The sequence below is a fragment of the Rhizobium sp. ERR 942 genome (genome assembly GCF_007828395.1).
GTDB classification, from domain to species: domain Bacteria; phylum Pseudomonadota; class Alphaproteobacteria; order Rhizobiales; family Rhizobiaceae; genus Rhizobium; species Rhizobium dioscoreae.
Genome location: NZ_VIUA01000003.1, coordinates 74,082 through 90,685, shown reverse-complemented (window position 1 = coordinate 90,685; position 16,604 = coordinate 74,082). Strand labels below are relative to the sequence as shown.

16 protein-coding genes are annotated in these 16,604 nt (G+C 60.3%); 10 read left to right on the top strand and 6 right to left on the bottom strand.

What is annotated here, in order from left to right:
* Window positions 1–16 precede the first annotated feature (16 nt).
* The 3 genes from FBZ97_RS13045 to FBZ97_RS13035 all read right to left on the bottom strand — a co-directional run bounded on the left by FBZ97_RS13045 (window position 17) and on the right by FBZ97_RS13035 (window position 3,060).
* A complete protein-coding gene (locus tag FBZ97_RS13045; RefSeq protein WP_145320818.1) occupies window positions 17–1,822 on the bottom strand; it encodes an EAL domain-containing protein in 1,806 nt (601 codons plus the stop codon).
* Window positions 1,823–2,026: 204 nt separating this feature from the next.
* Window positions 2,027–2,284: a type II toxin-antitoxin system ParD family antitoxin gene (locus FBZ97_RS13040; protein WP_069613829.1), complete on the bottom strand. Its 258-nt coding sequence runs from the start codon at window positions 2,282–2,284 to the stop codon at window positions 2,027–2,029.
* Between the two features lie 227 nt (window positions 2,285–2,511).
* The gene (locus FBZ97_RS13035) at window positions 2,512–3,060 is read right to left on the bottom strand and encodes an HdeD family acid-resistance protein (protein ID WP_113331909.1); all 549 of its coding nucleotides are present in this window, start codon (window positions 3,058–3,060) and stop codon (window positions 2,512–2,514) included.
* Between the two features lie 154 nt (window positions 3,061–3,214).
* On the opposite strand from FBZ97_RS13035, the gene betI reads away from it, so the two are divergent.
* From betI to FBZ97_RS13000, 7 genes are all read left to right on the top strand, one after another.
* Window positions 3,215–3,802 (top strand): transcriptional regulator BetI, encoded by a 588-nt coding sequence (gene betI / locus FBZ97_RS13030; protein ID WP_069613827.1) that lies wholly within the window; start codon window positions 3,215–3,217, stop codon window positions 3,800–3,802.
* 5 nt (window positions 3,803–3,807) lie between these two features.
* Window positions 3,808–4,449 (top strand): glutathione S-transferase family protein, encoded by a 642-nt coding sequence (locus FBZ97_RS13025; protein ID WP_145320820.1) that lies wholly within the window; start codon window positions 3,808–3,810, stop codon window positions 4,447–4,449.
* Entirely contained in the window at window positions 4,449–5,912 is a 1,464-nt protein-coding gene (gene betB, locus FBZ97_RS13020; RefSeq protein WP_145320822.1) for a betaine-aldehyde dehydrogenase, read from the top strand. Before FBZ97_RS13025 ends, betB begins: the two co-directional genes overlap by 1 nt.
* 219 nt (window positions 5,913–6,131) lie before the next feature.
* The gene (gene betA, locus FBZ97_RS13015) at window positions 6,132–7,781 is read left to right on the top strand and encodes a choline dehydrogenase (RefSeq protein WP_145320824.1); all 1,650 of its coding nucleotides are present in this window, start codon (window positions 6,132–6,134) and stop codon (window positions 7,779–7,781) included.
* An 85-nt stretch (window positions 7,782–7,866) separates the two neighbouring features.
* A complete protein-coding gene (locus FBZ97_RS13010; RefSeq protein ID WP_113353951.1) occupies window positions 7,867–8,136 on the top strand; it encodes a type II toxin-antitoxin system Phd/YefM family antitoxin in 270 nt (89 codons plus the stop codon).
* On the top strand, window positions 8,123–8,554 hold the full coding sequence (locus FBZ97_RS13005; protein ID WP_113331914.1) for a plasmid maintenance toxin (PemK-like): 432 nt from the start codon (window positions 8,123–8,125) through the stop codon (window positions 8,552–8,554). Before FBZ97_RS13010 ends, FBZ97_RS13005 begins: the two co-directional genes overlap by 14 nt.
* Window positions 8,555–8,587: 33 nt before the next feature.
* Window positions 8,588–9,949 (top strand): chloride channel protein, encoded by a 1,362-nt coding sequence (locus FBZ97_RS13000; protein WP_145320826.1) that lies wholly within the window; start codon window positions 8,588–8,590, stop codon window positions 9,947–9,949.
* A 63-nt stretch (window positions 9,950–10,012) separates the two neighbouring features.
* Here the strand turns inward: FBZ97_RS13000 and FBZ97_RS12995 are convergent, their stop codons facing one another.
* Window positions 10,013–10,459, bottom strand: a complete 447-nt coding sequence (locus FBZ97_RS12995) for an Rrf2 family transcriptional regulator (protein WP_069613821.1) — start codon at window positions 10,457–10,459, stop codon at window positions 10,013–10,015.
* A gap of 489 nt (window positions 10,460–10,948) precedes the next feature.
* Between FBZ97_RS12995 and FBZ97_RS12990 the strand changes: the two genes are divergently transcribed.
* The 3 genes from FBZ97_RS12990 (at window position 10,949) to cysN (ending at window position 14,273) form a co-directional block, all read left to right on the top strand.
* Window positions 10,949–11,689, top strand: a complete 741-nt coding sequence (locus tag FBZ97_RS12990; RefSeq protein WP_145320828.1) for a phosphoadenylyl-sulfate reductase — start codon at window positions 10,949–10,951, stop codon at window positions 11,687–11,689.
* Between the two features lie 126 nt (window positions 11,690–11,815).
* A complete protein-coding gene (cysD, locus tag FBZ97_RS12985) occupies window positions 11,816–12,769 on the top strand; it encodes a sulfate adenylyltransferase subunit CysD (RefSeq protein ID WP_145320830.1) in 954 nt (317 codons plus the stop codon).
* 1 nt (window position 12,770) lies between these two features.
* Window positions 12,771–14,273 carry a sulfate adenylyltransferase subunit CysN gene (cysN, locus tag FBZ97_RS12980; RefSeq protein ID WP_113331918.1) on the top strand — a complete coding sequence of 501 codons (1,503 nt, stop codon included), beginning with the start codon at window positions 12,771–12,773 and terminating at the stop codon, window positions 14,271–14,273.
* Between the two features lie 155 nt (window positions 14,274–14,428).
* On the opposite strand, the gene hisC is transcribed toward cysN, so the two are convergent.
* On the bottom strand, window positions 14,429–15,487 hold the full coding sequence (hisC, locus tag FBZ97_RS12975; RefSeq protein WP_145320832.1) for a histidinol-phosphate transaminase: 1,059 nt from the start codon (window positions 15,485–15,487) through the stop codon (window positions 14,429–14,431).
* A 171-nt stretch (window positions 15,488–15,658) separates the two neighbouring features.
* A complete protein-coding gene (locus tag FBZ97_RS12970; protein ID WP_113331923.1) occupies window positions 15,659–16,582 on the bottom strand; it encodes a LysR family transcriptional regulator in 924 nt (307 codons plus the stop codon).
* Between the last annotated feature and the right edge of the window lie 22 nt (window positions 16,583–16,604).

Sequence of the window (16,604 nt, the reverse complement as noted above, 5' to 3'; positions counted from 1 at the left end):
CGAGTGCCGGAGGGCGTCAATTCGTCTCGGCCAAGCCGAGGAATGCCACGCCCATGGCGCTTTCCTTTGCCTTCGCCTTGATACCCGCAATGGAGGTGCTGACCCGGCTGATATTGTCGATCACCAGCCCCTCCGGCAGTTGCAGGATGCCGATCGAGCAGCGCATCAGCGGGAACTCGGTCTCGGCACCACTGCGGTCGTGGCCGCGAATGCGGCCCGCGGTACGATCCTCCGCCGAATAGAGCTCGCGGACATCGGCGTGGAAATCGGCAAGCAGCCGGTCCAGAACCTCGCGAAGCTCCTGCATATTCCAGCCGGTGACACCGATGAAGAAATCGTCGCCGCCGACATGACCGAGGAAATGGCGCTCCGCAAAGAAATAGCGGCGCATCAATGCAGCGAACAGCGAGATGGCATGGTCGCCGAGATGGAAGCCATAGGCATCGTTGAACGGCTTGAAATTATCGAAGTCGCAATAGCAGAAATGCCTGATTTCATCGCCATCGCGGCCGGCGTTCTGCATGAAATCATGGATCGCCCTGTTGCCGGGAAGGCCAGTCAGCGGGTTCTGGTCCTGGGCGATCTTCAGCTGCTTTTCGTTGATGACCTTGATGAGGGAGGCAGCGGAGACGATGCCGGCATAATGTGTGCCTTCGGTGACGATCAGGCAATCGCTGCTTTCCATGTTGGCGAAGATCGTCATCAGTGTGTCGGCATCAGAATCGAGCCCGACGATCGGCGCCATTTCGACGAAATGCGAGATCGACCGTTTATAGACCTTGTTCTTCAACAGGTCGCGGCCGAAAGGCTGATAGATATATTCCTTCAGCTGGTACTCGTGGATGATCCCGCGCGGCTCGTCATTGGCATTGACGACCGGGAAATAGGCCCGGCGCGGATTGCGGCGGAAGAGCTCGAAGACACTGTCGATGCTGTCGCTTTCGCGGATGGTCGGCAGCACTTCGATCTGCTTGCGGATGAGGATTTCATCAAGCGACTGGCTGTTGCGTGCCGTCTTGCCGAGATCCTGCAGATGCGGAAAGCTCTGCTTCAGCTCGTTGACCAGGACCGTCGGACGGGCAATGAACCAGCCCTGGACGAGGTCGACGCCGAATTCGCGGCAGGTCACGAACTCCGCCTCAGTCTCGATGCCCTCGGCGATCACGCGCGTCCCGAGGACATGGGCGATATTGACGAGGTTCCTCAGGATATGGCGCTTGCGGGCGCTGCGGTCGATATCGACGATGAAATGCCGGTCGATCTTGAGATAGTCGACCGGATAATCGGACAACAACTTCATCTCGCCACGGCCGACGCCGAAATCATCGATCGCGAGCTTGAAGCCGGCATTGCGCATCTTGGCAACCAGCGCCGAAAACTCCGGCACAATGGTATTGTCGAAACGTTCGGAGAATTCGAAGCAGACGGAGGACGGCGCGATGCCGGCCTTTCTCATGTGCTGCAACAGGCCGTCGACCAAGGCCGTGCCCTGCGCAATCAGCCGGACATCCAGATTGAGAAAAAGCGTCGTGGCGGCGATATTGGGCAGGGTGGCAAACTTCGCCAGCGCGCGGCTCGTGACCATCTGCTCCAGCCCGAGAAGCTGACCGGTGCGCTCGGCCTCATCGAGAATGTCGACCGGGCTTTCGAAACCGATGCGTTCCTGGCCGCGCATCAGGGATTCATAGCCGAAAACGGCGCCCGTACCGGCCTCCACGATCGGCTGGAATGCATTTTCGATAACGAGTTTGGCGAGAGTGACGATCTGGTCGCTGGCATATCGGCGCAATACGCCCGGTTCGACTGCGGCAGTCAGGGACATGCCCATCTCCACTTGCGGATTCTAATCTAATTTATTTAAGTAAAACTTTGGATTTACCGCGTTTTCGACCCAAGATTGCACCATAAAGCGTCAACGAAACCTTTCCCCTATGTGAAAGTTTCATGAATGGTAAAGCAATATTAACCATTCGCCGGGAGGCAGACCCGGCACACGGCAGCCGAGGGCTGCCGTGACGAGTGGGGTTCAGTGCTGATTGCTCGAGTGCCGCTCTGCCTCGTAATCGGCAAACATATCGGCGACGCAACGGCCGCTTTTTGCCGTCTCGCCGCCATCGTTGGCGGCACGTGGCACCTCGCAAATGTCACCGCGCTTGCGCGCCGCATCCCACATGCGAAGAGCTTCCCGCACGACTTCGCTGCTCGAGGCATAGGTGCCGGTGTCGACCGCTGCCCGGATGCCGGCAGCCTGAAGCGGAGAGATGGAAACCGTTACCATTGGCATGATATTCCTCCCTTGACGTTATCTAGCGGAAATTTGTCTGGAACTATGTTCCGCGGCTTCGACCAGTTTCTTCGAGCATGTCCCTCGACATGCGGACTTCCAGATGAAGATACTGCCGTTACATCAACGCAACGCCGTTCTGCCTGATATGGCAGAGGCACGAAGAATAACGCCGCTCACGCTTCTTGTCAAAAAGTAGCAGTGCGTTACCCCTTTTGGGAGATGCACTACCGCCTGAGCACGAGGCCGAAGACCACCAGCGTCCAGCCCTGGAAGATCAGATCGAAGGCCAGGAAAAGGCCGAGGATCCAAAGGCTGTTGACCGGCCAGCCGAGAGCGATGGCGATGCCTGCAACGGCAGTCGCAAGACCGCTGATGACGATCCAAACCCAGCCGCGCTCAGGTTTCAGCTTGCGGCCGACCCAGACGCGGAACGTGCCGGCTATGAGGAGCGCGATGGCAAGGAACAGCGTCAATGCCTCGGAAGCCAACAGCGGATTGGCGAAGGCAAGGATACCGGCAACCGTATAAAGCAGGCCGCTCAACACCCAGAACAGGATATGCTCCCAGCCCCTCACCTGAAAGGCATGGACCAAATGCACGATACCGCCGATCAACATCAGCATGCCGACATAATAGACCGAAGCCACCGTGGCGATGAACAGATTGCCTAGGGCGATGCCACCACAGATCAGCAGCAATATGCCAAGTCCGACAAACCAACCCCATTTGTCGCGCATCGCGGATGGGGGAACTTCATCAAGAATATCAACCATGACTGCACCTCCTCCTATGAGGAAGTATGGCACAGAAATGCTCTGCGGAAAGAGGTTGCGGATTTTTCGTCAGGGAATACCGGCCACCTGATTTTTTTATTGATTGATCAGTCAATCAAAAATACACTCATCTTCAATCTTGAGGATTGACGCAATGCCGAAAGTCGGAATGGAGCCGGTGCGCCGCAAGGCGCTGGTGGATGCTGCGATGCGCGTGATCGGCGATCACGGCTCGCTAACCGTAACCATGTCCGAAATCGCCAAGCAGGCGGGCGTTTCGCCTGCCCTTGCGCATCATTACTTCGGCAGCAAGGAACAGCTGCTGATCGAAACCGTCCGCGTGCATCTACAGCGACTGCGCGACAGCGTCGTGACGGCGCTCCGCGAGGCGAAAACGCCGCGCGAAAAGCTCTCCGCCGTCATCCGCGTCAGCTTCCAGGCCGATCAGTTCGCACCGGAAACGATCGCCGCCTGGCTCGCCTTCTATGCCGAGGCGCAACGCTCGGAAGAGACGCGGCGCTTTCTCGTCATCTACGCACGCCGCCTGCACTCAAATCTCGTTGCCAATCTCAAGGCTCTGTGCCCGGCCGGCGATGCCGGGCGGATCGCCGAGGGTGCGGCTGCCATGATCGACGGGCTCTATATCCGCCAGGGCCTCAGATCCGCGCCGATCAGCACTGAGGCGTCGATCGCGCTGACGGAAGATTATCTGACGACCCACCTCAACGCCTTGAAAGGCTGAAGACCATGCTGACCGTCTGGGGCCGCAAATCGTCATCCAATGTGCAGGCGCTGATGTGGTGCATCGGCGAACTCGGCCTTGCCTATGAGCGCATCGATGCCGGCTTTACCTATGGCGTCAACGACACGCCCGAATTCCTGGCGATGAACCCGAACGGCACCGTTCCGGTGCTGCGCGACGGCGACGACGAGCCGCTTTGGGAAACGGGCGCTATCCTACGCTATCTCGCGGCGCGATATGGCGAGGATGCCTTCTGGCCGAAGGACGAGCGGCGGCGCGCTCAGATCGACAAATGGGCGGAATGGGCCAAGATCAACATCGCCTTGAATTTCACAGGCCCGGTGTTCTGGCGCGCGGTGCGGACCGCCCCTGCCCTGCGTGATGAGAAGGCGATTGTCGCGGCTGTCGCAGCACTCGGTGCGAAGCTTGACATCGCCGAGTCGCAGTTCGGACGGCATCGCTTCCTTGCGGGCGATACTCTGACGCTGGCCGACATACAATTCGGGCATGTTCTCTATCGCTATTTCGACATCGACATCCAGCGCCCAGCCCATCCACGGCTGCAGCGCTACTATGAAAACCTCACCGAGCGACCTGCTTTCCAAGAGCATGTCATGGTGTCCTACGAAGAATTGAGGGTTCTATAATGCGCGCACAACCGAAAGCCTCGCATTTCATCGACGGGGAATATGTCGAGGACACCGACGGCACTCTTATCGAAAGCATCTATCCGGCGACCGGCGAAGTCATCGCCCGCCTGCACGCAGCGACGCCAACCATCGTCGAAAAGGCGATCGCTAGCGCCAAGCATGCGCAGCCGGAATGGGCTGCTATGAGCCCGACAGCGCGCGGCCGCATCCTGAAGCGGGCAGCCGAGATCATGCGCGAACGTAACCGCGAGCTTTCCGAGCTGGAGACGCTGGATACGGGCAAGCCGATCCAGGAAACCATTGTCGCAGACCCAACATCAGGCGCCGACAGCTTCGAATTCTTCGGCGGCGTCGCGGCGGCCGGCCTCAATGGCTCCTATATCCCGCTCGGCGGTGACTTCGCCTATACCAAGCGCGTGCCGCTCGGCGTGTGCGTCGGCATCGGCGCGTGGAACTACCCGCAGCAGATCGCCTGCTGGAAGGGTGCGCCGGCGCTGGTCGCCGGCAACGCCATGGTGTTCAAGCCTTCGGAAAACACGCCGCTCGGCGCGCTGAAGATCGCCGAAATCCTTATTGAGGCAGGCCTGCCGAAGGGGCTCTACAATGTCATCCAAGGCGACCGCGAAACCGGACCTCTGCTCATCAACCATCCCGAGGTGGCGAAGGTCTCACTGACCGGCTCGGTACCGACGGGCCGCAAGGTGGCGGCTTCTGCCGCCGGCAACCTCAAGCATGTCACCATGGAACTCGGTGGCAAGTCGCCGCTGATCGTCTTCGACGATGCCGATATCGACAGTGCCATCGGCGGCGCGATGCTCGGCAATTTCTATTCGACGGGTCAGGTCTGCTCGAACGGCACGCGCGTCTTCGTCAACAGCAAGATCAAGTCCGAATTCCTGAAGCGCCTGAAGGCCCGCACCGAGGCCATGCTCATCGGCGACCCGATGGATGAGGCAACACAGATCGGCCCAATGGTCTCCTGGGCGCAGCGTGAGAAGGTGCTGTCTTACATCGAAAAAGGCAAGGCCGAAGGCGCGACGCTGCTGACCGGCGGCGGCATCCCGAACAATGTCTCCGGCGAAGGCTATTACATTCAGCCGACCGTGTTTTCTGACGTCACCGACGACATGACGATCGCACGCGAGGAAATTTTCGGGCCAGTTATGTGCGTGCTCGATTTCGATGACGAGGCCGAGGTGATAGCCCGCGCCAATGCCACCGAATTCGGCCTTTCCGGCGGCGTCTTTACCGCCGACCTCACCCGCGCCCACCGCGTCGTCGACCAGCTCGAGGCCGGCACACTCTGGATCAACACCTACAATCTCTGCCCGGTCGAAATTCCCTTCGGCGGCTCCAAGCAATCCGGCTTCGGCCGCGAGAATTCACTGGCCGCATTGGAGCATTATTCGGAACTGAAGACCGTCTATGTCGGCATGGGGCCGGTACAGGCGCCTTATTGAACAAGCCCCTTCGCCCCGTGAAACGGGGAGAAGGTGGGTTGGCGGAATCGAACGGAGTGAGATTGCGACAAGCCGGATGAAGGGCCGCTTCAAGCATGCCGCATCTCATTGCCCCGCCCCTCACCCTAGCCCTCTCCCCGCTAATGCGGGGCGAGGGAACGACGGAGCCACCCATAGTCCTGCAGATCAAGAAGAACGTCCGCAAAGAGGGCAACAGTCATGCAAGCAGATTTCGTCATCGTTGGCTCAGGCTCAGCCGGCTCCGCCATGGCTTACCGCCTGTCGGAAGATGGCAAGCATTCGGTCATCGTTCTGGAATTCGGCGGCAGCGATTTCGGGCCTTTCATCCAGATGCCCGCAGCCCTTGCCTGGCCGATGAGCATGGACCGCTACAATTGGGGCTATCTTTCCGAGCCGGAACCGCAGCTCAACAACCGACGCATCACTGCCCCGCGCGGCAAGGTGATCGGCGGGTCTTCCTCGATCAACGGCATGGTCTATGTGCGCGGCCATGCGGAAGACTTCAACCGCTGGGACGAGCTGGGCGCGCAAGGCTGGGCCTATGCCGACGTGCTGCCCTATTTCAAGCGGATGGAGCATTCGCATGGGGGCGAAGAGGGATGGCGCGGCACGGACGGCCCGCTGCATGTGCGCCGGGGCGATGCCCGCAATCCGCTCTTTCACGCCTTCATCGAAGCCGGCAAGCAGGCGGGCTTCGAGGCGACGGAGGATTATAACGGCAGCAAGCAGGAAGGCTTCGGCCTGATGGAGCAGACGACGTGGATGGGCCGGCGCTGGTCTGCGGCGACAGCCTATCTCAAGCCTGCGCTGAAGCGGCCGAACGTGACGCTCATCCGCTGCTTCGCCCGCAAGATCGTCATCGAAAATGGCCGTGCGACGGGTGTCGAAGTCGAGCGGGACGGCAAGATCGAGATCATTAAGGCAAACCGCGAGGTGATCGTCTCCGCCTCCTCGTTCAATTCTCCGAAGCTGCTGATGCTATCCGGCATCGGGCCTGGGCAGCATCTGCGCGACATGGGCATCGAGGTGAAGGCCGACCGGCCGGGCGTCGGCGCCAACCTGCAGGACCATATGGAATTCTATTTCCAGCAGACCAGTCTGAAGCCGGTGTCGCTCTATTCCTGGCTGCCCTGGTACATGCAGGGGATTGCCGGTGCGCAGTGGCTGTTCTTCAAGAAGGGCCTCGGCACTTCCAACCAGTTCGAGGCCTGCGCCTTCCTGCGCTCCGCGCCCGGCGTCAAACAGCCCGACATCCAGTATCACTTCCTTCCCGTCGCCATCAGTTACGACGGCAAGGCAGCGGCCAAGAGCCACGGCTTCCAGGTGCATGTCGGCTACAATCTCTCGAAATCGCGGGGGAACGTGACGCTGCGCTCCTCCGACCCGAAGGCGGATCCCGTCATCCGCTTCAACTATATGAGCCATCCGGAAGACTGGGAGAAGTTCCGCCACTGCGTGCGCCTCACCCGCGAGATCTTCGGGCAGAAGGCCTTCGACGAATATCGTGGACCGGAAATCCAGCCCGGACCAAACGTTCAGTCCGACGACGAGATCGACGCCTTCCTGCGCGAACATCTGGAAAGCGCCTATCATCCCTGCGGCACCTGCAAAATGGGCTCAAAGGACGATCCCATGGCGGTGGTCGATCCCGACACCCGCGTCATCGGCGTCGACGGCCTGCGTGTCGCCGACAGCTCGATCTTCCCGCATGTGACCTATGGAAACCTGAACGGCCCTTCGATCATGATAGGCGAAAAGGCGGTCGATCACATTCTCGGCAAGCCGAGGCTGGCACGCTCGAACCAGGAGCCTTGGATCAATCCGCGGTGGGAGACGAGCGATCGGTGAGATTGCCGTCGGGGCGGTACCAATTCCATGGGATAACTTGCGGGATTTACGGAAAGTCCGTATAATTTCGTCAAGGAGATTTTTCATGAAGACGGTAACTGCCGCCGAAGCTTCCAAGAATTTTGGCGCATTTCAAGATGCAGCCATGCGCGATCCGGTTGTCATTACCAAGAACGGTCGCCCGCGAACGGTGCTGCTCGCTTATGAAGATTATCAGCGCCTGCTGCGACGAGATAGGCAGGTCCAACTGACAGCTGAGCTTTCAGAGGCCGATATTGCCGCCGTCGAAGCAGCCGAGATGGAAACCGGTCACGAGCATCTTGATGATGAACTAAAGCCGCATGCTGCCCGCTGAAGTCAAGGTCGGTTTCGTCTTTCGCTATTCCTATCTCTGGCACAGGGAGCGACTTGAGGGACGCGAAGAAGGCGTGAAGGATCGCCCCTGCCTCGTGTTGGCACTTGTTGTCGATGATGCGGATGGAACCAAGCGGGTTCGTGTCCTTCCTGTCACGCATACGCTGCCGGACAACGCCTCCATGGCCATCGAACTTCCAGCACCGGTAAAATTCCGGCTTGGTCTGGACGACATCCCTTCATGGATCATCCTTTCAGAAAGCAACTATTTTGCCTGGCCGGGACCGGATATTCGCCCGTCGGAAACGGAAAGCGGCTATCTCGGACCATTGCCACCCAGTCTTTTCAACGAGGTGAAACATCGTTTCGTGGCTTTGGCACGACAATCGGTGCATAGATCGGTTGCCAGAACAGAATAGTGCCCACCAATTCCCCGCCCTGAAGAGCGTCTCATGCCCCCTATCTATCGCAAGTCCAAGCTGCTCCGCCGTTCCCGCGTCATCTGGGGCTCGTTCAATCTCTGGCGACCGCGTTTGGTGTTCTGGACGGGCGCTCTGGCGATCGGTGTTATCAGCGTCGGCTTTGCCAAGCTCGCCGATGTGGCGCAGCGGGCTTTTACCGGTGTGACGCAATCGGGTGAGTGGATGTGGCTTCTGCCGCTGCTTTTGACGCCGCTCGGTTTCGTCCTGTCTGCGTATCTGGCTGCGACGCTGTTTCCCAATTCGCAAGGGAGCGGCATTCCGCAGGCGATTGCCGCGCGACACCTGCATCATGAAGAGGATCGAACAAAGCTGCTCTCGCTGAGGTTGGCTTTCGGCAAGATCGTGCTGACAATATTGGGATTGTTGAGCGGTGCCTCGATCGGCCGCGAGGGGCCGACGGTGCAGGTTGGCGCGTCCTTCATGCTGGCCGTTGCCCGCTTCGGCGGCATGGCGCAGGCCAAGGGGCTTATCCTTGCCGGCTCCGCCGCCGGCATCGCCGCCGCCTTCAACACGCCGCTTGCTGGTATCGTCTTTGCCATCGAGGAGATGAGCCGGACCTATGAATCCCGGGCCAACGGTCTGGTTCTGACCGCCGTCATTCTTTCCGGCCTTGCCGCACTCGGCCTCTCCGGCAGCTACAATTATTTCGGCACGGCCGACGCCGCGCCGACGATGTTTCGGGACTGGATCGTCATGCTGATCTGCGGTGTCGGCGGTGGTGCGCTCGGCGCCACCTTCAGCGGATTGGCGCTTTATGCCGGCATTCGCATCCGTCGCTGGGCACAACCACAGCCGCTGAAACGCATGCTGATCCTTGCCGGCCTCTGTGGCCTTGTCGTTGCCGCCGTCGGCGTGCTTTCCGGCGGCCAAACCTTCGGCACCGGTTACGAGCAAGCCCGCGGCGCGGTGGAAGGACACGCCCTGCCCCTGCTCTTCTTCGTCGAGAAGCTGCTGGCGAGCTTCCTGTCGATGATCTCCGGTATTCCTGGCGGCATCTTCGCCCCCTCACTTGCCGTTGGTGCCGGCTTCGGCAGCACGGTCGGCACCCTGGTCGGCGGCGGCGTGGCGCTTGCGGCAATCCTCGGCATGGCCGGCTATTTCGCCGGCGTGGTGCAGGCGCCGATGACGGCCTTCGTCATCATCCTGGAAATGACGGGCGATCACCAGGCCGTCATCCCGATCATGGCTGTATCGATGATCGGCTATGTGACCTCGCGGCTACTGTCGCGCGAGCCCTTGTATCATGGGCTGTCCCGCGTCTTCATCGCAGCAGCAATCCGCGCCCGGCGTGCCATGGAAAAGGAAGGTGGCGAGGAACACGCCACCCACTGAATGCCGAAGCTCTGCCGATGCCGGAGAAAGGCACATGGTAGGCCTTTCCCGGCCTTGACCTATCTAAGCCATCAACCTGGCGACTTCCGCGCCATCAGGCTGAGCGATGGCATCGGCTATGGTCGTCGAGAAGAGAACCTTGCGGGTCGCATCCGCCACCCGGGCAAAGACGTGGCGGATCTCGCAATTCTGCTCACCGTCGCAATCGTCGCAGCGACGATAGGCGGTGAGCGAGAGACAGGGTAGCGGCGCCAGCGGCCCGTCGATGACCCGCAGGATTTCGCCGAAGGTGATCTCGTCCGCCGGCTTGCGCAGGAGATAACCACCCTGCTTGCCGCGACGGCTGATGACAATGCCCTGATGCTTCAGGTCGAGAAGGATCTGTTCGAGGAATTTCTTCGGGATCTTTTGCTGGGCGGCGATGTCGGAAATCATCATCGGCTCACCCGCCTCGGATTGGGCCAAGGCAGACAGCGCCCGCAGCGCATATTTTGCTTTCTGAGTAATCATTTCGAACCGCTTCACACACACATGCGATACGTCCGGTCGAGCGAGTCGGCCGGTCCGCTCCAGAACTCCTCAGCCCTCGTCCCCGGGGCAATTTCGAAGCACTCACACCCTTGGCGCACGGCCAGGAAACGTTAGCAACCCAGACTTGTTGTCATTCTTCATTGCTATGCCCATAGTTTAGCGCAAAATCCACCGCAGCGCATCATTTTGGGCATCACTTCCGATTTCCATTTGACAAGCTATGTGTAACTCTACTATTTCTATAGACATTAAAGCAAGCACTTAAACATGGTCAGCCATATCGAGTGCTTCCGAAGGACCGCTTCCCGCGGCAAAACGCCTTGGTTAACAGCCGAGGCGGTCGCTTTTCCTTATCGGCGCTGCTTCATGGAGATATTTACTCTCCAGCCGCTCCCTTTCGAAATCTATTTTTCTGTCCGCTGCCGTTGCGAACTGCGATACTCCCGGCAACATCAGGACAGGATCCCCATGACTGCCATTACCCTTATTGAAGATGCCGCCACGCTCAACAGCCAGCTTGCATCGCTCGATCTTGCCGGCCGCCTGTCTCTTGTGGCCGGCCTCGGTGGCCGTGCCGTGTTTACGACGTCGCTCGGGATCGAGGATCAGGTGATCACGGCGGAGATCGGCAATCACCGCCTGCCGATCGAAGTGGCGACCCTGCAGACCGGCCGTCTCTTCCCGGAAACGCTCGCCCTGATCGACGAGACGGAAAGCCAATACGATATCAAGATCGTCCGCTACGAGCCGGAAGAGGCCGATATCGACGCCTATGCGGAAAAATACGGTCTGAACGGTTTCTACGAGAGCGTCGAAGCCAGGCATGCCTGTTGCGGCGTGCGCAAGTTGAAGCCGCTTGCGCGAGCACTTTCGGGCGCCAGCATCTGGATCACCGGCCTGCGTCGCGGCCAGTCCGCCAACCGCGCCGATACACCCTTCGCCGAATTCGACCCCGAGCGCAACCTGGTCAAGATCAACCCGCTCGCAGACTGGGATATCGACGCGATCCGCGCCTATGTCGCCGATAACAGCGTTCCGGTGAACCCGCTGCATGCACGCGGCTACCCCTCGATCGGCTGCGAGCCCTGCACCCGTGCCATCAAGCCGGGCGAGCCCGAGCGGGCCGGCCGCTGGTGGTGGGAAAACGATGAAAAGCGCGAATGCGGCCTGCATGTCCACGAAGAAGGCGCTGCCGCAACAGCACACTAATATGCCCGCCGGCTCCCGGCATCGATCCGAAGCGCGTTTCCTACGCCGCTGTTCAACCGGGAACCAACGCATCCATTCTTTCCGACCAAGTTTCGGTCGGGACATTTGAAAGTTCTGGAGTCATCAATGCCCGATAGCCGTCCGGATACGGAAATCTCCAATCCGCAAAGCGTAAAGCCGCCCCTCGATCCGCATCTGAAGGCGCTCGAAAACGAAGCGATTCATATCTTCCGTGAGGTTGCTGCCGAGTTCGAGCGTCCCGTCATGCTCTATTCGATCGGCAAGGATTCGTCGGTGCTGCTGCATCTGGCGCGCAAGGCCTTTTATCCCGGCCGCGTCCCCTTCCCGCTCCTGCATGTGAACACCGGCTGGAAATTCGCCGAGATGATCACCTTCCGCGACGAGATCGTGAAGAAGTACGATCTCGATCTCATCGAGCACATCAATCCGCGCGGCAAGGCTGAGAATATCACGCCCTTTACCTATGGCTCGGCCCGCTATACCGACATCATGAAAACGGAAGCGCTGCGCCACGCGCTCGATGCCGGCCAGTTCGACGCCGCTTTCGGCGGTGCTCGCCGCGACGAGGAAGCCTCGCGCGCCAAGGAGCGCATCTATTCTTTCCGCACGCCGGACCATCGCTGGGATCCGCGCAACCAGCGCCCGGAACTCTGGAACATCTATAACGGCCAGATCCGCAAGGGCGAAAGCGTTCGCGTCTTCCCGCTCTCCAACTGGACCGAAGTGGATATCTGGCGCTACATCCAGGCCGAGGAAATCCCGATCGTGCCGCTCTATTTCGCGGCCAAGCGCCCGATCGTCGAGCGCGACGGCATGATGATCATGGCAGCAGATCCAAGGCTCGAGCTGCTGCCGGGCGAAACCAAGCGCGAGGAAGTGATCCGCTTCCGCACCCTCGGCTGCTTCCCACTGACCGGGGCCATCCGTTCCACTGCGACGACACTGGAAGACATTATTGCAGAGCTGGAAATCGCCACGGTTTCCGAACGGCAGGGCCGCGCAATCGACCGCGACCAGTCCGGCTCCATGGAAAAGAAGAAGCGTGAAGGATATTTCTGAGATGACCGCAAACGCCAACGTCGTCACGATGCCCGTTGTTGGGCCCGCTGTTGGGTCTGCCGCCGAACCGGCCAAGGCTCTCCGCGATTCGCGCCCGCTTCGCCTGATCACCTGCGGCAGCGTCGATGACGGTAAGTCCACGCTGATCGGCCGTCTTCTCTGGGATACCAAGGCGGTCAAGGAAGACCAGGCCGCCACGCTGCAGCGAGACTCCACCGGCAAGCAGAACGATCTCGGCCTGCCTGACTTCGCGCTGCTGCTCGATGGCTTGCAGGCCGAGCGCGAACAGGGCATCACCATCGATGTCGCCTATCGCTATTTCTCGACCGACAAGCGCTCCTTCATCGTTGCCGACACGCCCGGCCACGAGCAGTACACCCGCAACATGGCAACCGGCGCCTCGACCGCCGATCTCGCCGTCCTGCTGGTCGATGCGCGCATGGGCATCCTCGAGCAGACCCGCCGCCATGCGACGATCGCCTCGCTGCTCGGCATCAAGCAGTTCGTGCTCGCCGTCAACAAGATCGACCTGACGAATTACGACCGCGCCGGCTTCGAGAAGATCTCCAATGACTTCCGCGAGTTTGCCTTGTCGCTCGGCGTCAAGCAGATCACCGCGATCCCAATGTCGGCGCTGAAGGGTGAAAACGTCGTCTATTCCGGCCAAGCCGCCATGCCGTGGTATACCGGCCCGACGCTGGTCGAAACGCTGGAACTGGCGACTGTTCGCTCGGCGCAGACGGTCGGCTTCCGCCTTTCGGTGCAGCGCGTCTCCCGCCCCGGCGAAAGCTTCCGCGGCTATCAGGGCACGGTTGCCGGCGGGTCGGTCAAGCCGGGGGACAGCGTCATGATCTTGCCGTCGGGCATGGTCGCCAATGTCTCGAAGATCGTCACCTTCGATCTGGTGCGCAATGCGGCAGTCGCAGGCGATGCCATTACCCTCGTTCTCGACCGCCAGGTGGACGTATCGCGCGGCGACATGATTGTCGCCATCGACAGCCAGCCGCAGACGGGCCTTTCCTTCGACGCGCAGATCGTAGCACTACAGCCGGAAGGCATCGAACCCGGCAAGCGCTATTGGTTGAAGAGCGGCAGCCGCCGCCAGCGCGTGCAGGTGCAGCCGATCGCCCAGCTTGAGCTCAAGACCGGCGCCTGGGCACCGGCGCAGGCGCTGTGGATGAACGCCATCGGCAAGGTCCGGCTGACCTTCGACGAGAGCGCCATCTTCGACCCCTATGAGCAGAACCGTTCGACCGGCTCCTTCATCCTGATCGATCCCGAAAGCAACAACACGGTCGCCGGCGGCATGATCACCGGCAAGCGCTCGGACGTTGGTGGCATCCACAAGGAAGGACAGCGTGTTCTCCTGTCGCTGCCGGCCGACCTCGCCGAGCAGATCATGGCAAGCGAACTCTTCGCGAGCCGCCGCGACGAAACGGACGTGCGCCGCGTCACCGCTGCGCAGGCCGCGGAAATCTGGGCGAACGCGGCAAGCGACATCTGATCGCTGCTGCACTTCAAAAAAGAAGGCGGCGGGCTTGGCACCGCCGCCTTTTCATTTGCCGCTTTGCGGCGACAGCACGACCACAGCTGGTTGGATTGAAAGCCAATCACCACCTTTAACAGCAAGTCTCGGAGCAGTCCTTTCGAGGCTGCCAATCAATGCAATATCTCGCCGAGCGCCGTCACCAGCCGGTCGCACTCCTCATCCGTGCCGATGCTGATGCGCAGGAAGTCGCCGATACGCTCGCCGGAAAACCGTCTTACCAGAATGTTCCTGCTTCGCAGCTCTGCCGCCAGTTCCGCACCTGGCCGGCTCGGGTGGCGCGCGAACAGAAAATTGGTGGATGACGGCAGGACGTGAAAGCCTAGCTCCCCGAGCGCGGCAGCCAATCGCTCGCGGCTGGCGATGATCATGGCGCGATGGCGTTCGAACCAGTCGCGATCTTTCCAGGCCGCTACCGCACCTGCCTGCGCGAGCCGGTCGAGAGGAAAGGAATTGAAGCTGTCTTTGACCCTTTCCAAAGCGTCGATTAGCGGCCGTTGTCCGACGGCGAAACCGACACGCAAGCCGGCAAGCCCGCGCGACTTCGAGAGGGTCTGGATTACCACGAGGTTTGGATATGTGCGGACGAGTGGAACCGCGCTCTCGCCGCCGAAATCGACATAGGCTTCGTCGATAACAACGACCTGATCGGGATGATCCCGGAGAAGGGTTTCGATATCAGCCAGAGGCAGGCCGATCCCCGTGGGTGCATTGGGATTGGGCAGGATGATCGCGCCGCAGGGCTGGCGATAATCGTCAATGCGGACGCGCATTTCGGTATCGACCGGAATCTGCCGGAACTCGATCCCATAGAGGCGGCAATAGGTGGGATAGAAGCTATAGGTAATATCGGGAAAAAGCAGGGGCTCTTCATGGTTGAGTAGCGCCTGGAACGTATGAGCCAAAACCTCGTCAGATCCATTGCCGACGAAGACCTCGTCCTTGTCGAGCCCGGAGCTTTCGGCAATTGCGATGCGCAGCTCCTGCGCCGTCGGATCCGGATAGAGCCGAAGCGTATCGGATGTAGCCTTAGAGATCGCCTCCAGGGCAAGCGGCGAAGGACCGTAAGGGCTCTCATTGGTATTGAGCTTGGTTATTGCGCCGGTGGTCGGCTGCTCGCCGGCGACATAGGGGGTCAAGGAATGAACAATCGGGCTCCAGAAGCGGCTCATTGGGATTTCCAAATTTTGGCAGTTGGGAACCGCGGATTGCTGCGGCAGGTCTGCATATGAAGCCAACATCGTCGCAAAATCGAACTCCCGCGACAACTGTCTCTCAGGCGATTCTGGAAATTATCATTATGACCAACAGAGGGTATTCGAGCCGGCCCCAAAGCTTCTGTCCTAAGCGGCAGTGGTCGCCGGCAAGACATCGCAGCTTTTCGCGAACAGCCGCTCGCTCAGAAAATCGACGAAAACGCGGACCTTGGGCGACATATGGCGGTTGGATGGCCAGAGCAGATGGAAATGGCCGGGTTCGTCGATGAAATCGTCAAGAACGGTTCTGAGCTTTCCTTCCGCAAGCGTGCTGCGCACGAGGAAATCCGGCATGCAGCCGATGCCGAGGCCGGCGACGGTCGCGCCGCGCACCGCTTCCATATTGTTGCAGGAGAAAGCCGTTCGCATGCGCAGATCCGCCTCGCTCTCGGGCATTTTCAATGGCCAATCCTGCAGCTTGCCGCTATTCGGGAAACGAAACCTGACGGCCAGATGCTCGTTGAGATCACGCGGGCAACCGGGAATGCCGAAGCGTTCGAGATAGCTGGGCGCAGCGCAGAGCAACATCTGAAACGGGCGCAAGGTGCGCGATATCAGCCGCGAATCCGGCAGATCGCCGCTGCGGATCGCGACATCGACCCCCTCCTCGATCATATCGACGATACGGTCGTTGAAATCGATGTCGAGCTCGACCTCGGGATAACGAGCAACGAATTCCGGCACGACGGGCAAGAGGAAGTGATAGCTGACGATGGGCACGCTGACCCGCAGCCGCCCGCGCGGCACGGCGACCGCCTGCGCAAGCGAGGCTTGCGCATCGTCGAGATCGTCAAGCACGCGCCGGCAACGCTCGTGAAAGAGCCGCCCTTCCTCGGTCAACCGAATGCTGCGCGTGGAACGCTGCAGCAACCGGACGCCAAGCTGATGCTCCAGATTGCTGACCGCCTTGCCGACAGCGGAGGCCGAAAGGCCGAGCACGCGTCCGGCAGCGGCAAAGCTGCCGAGATCTGCGGTGCGAACGAAGGCTGTCAATCCGCTTAAACGATCCATGGGCGCGCTCCATTCGAGAGTT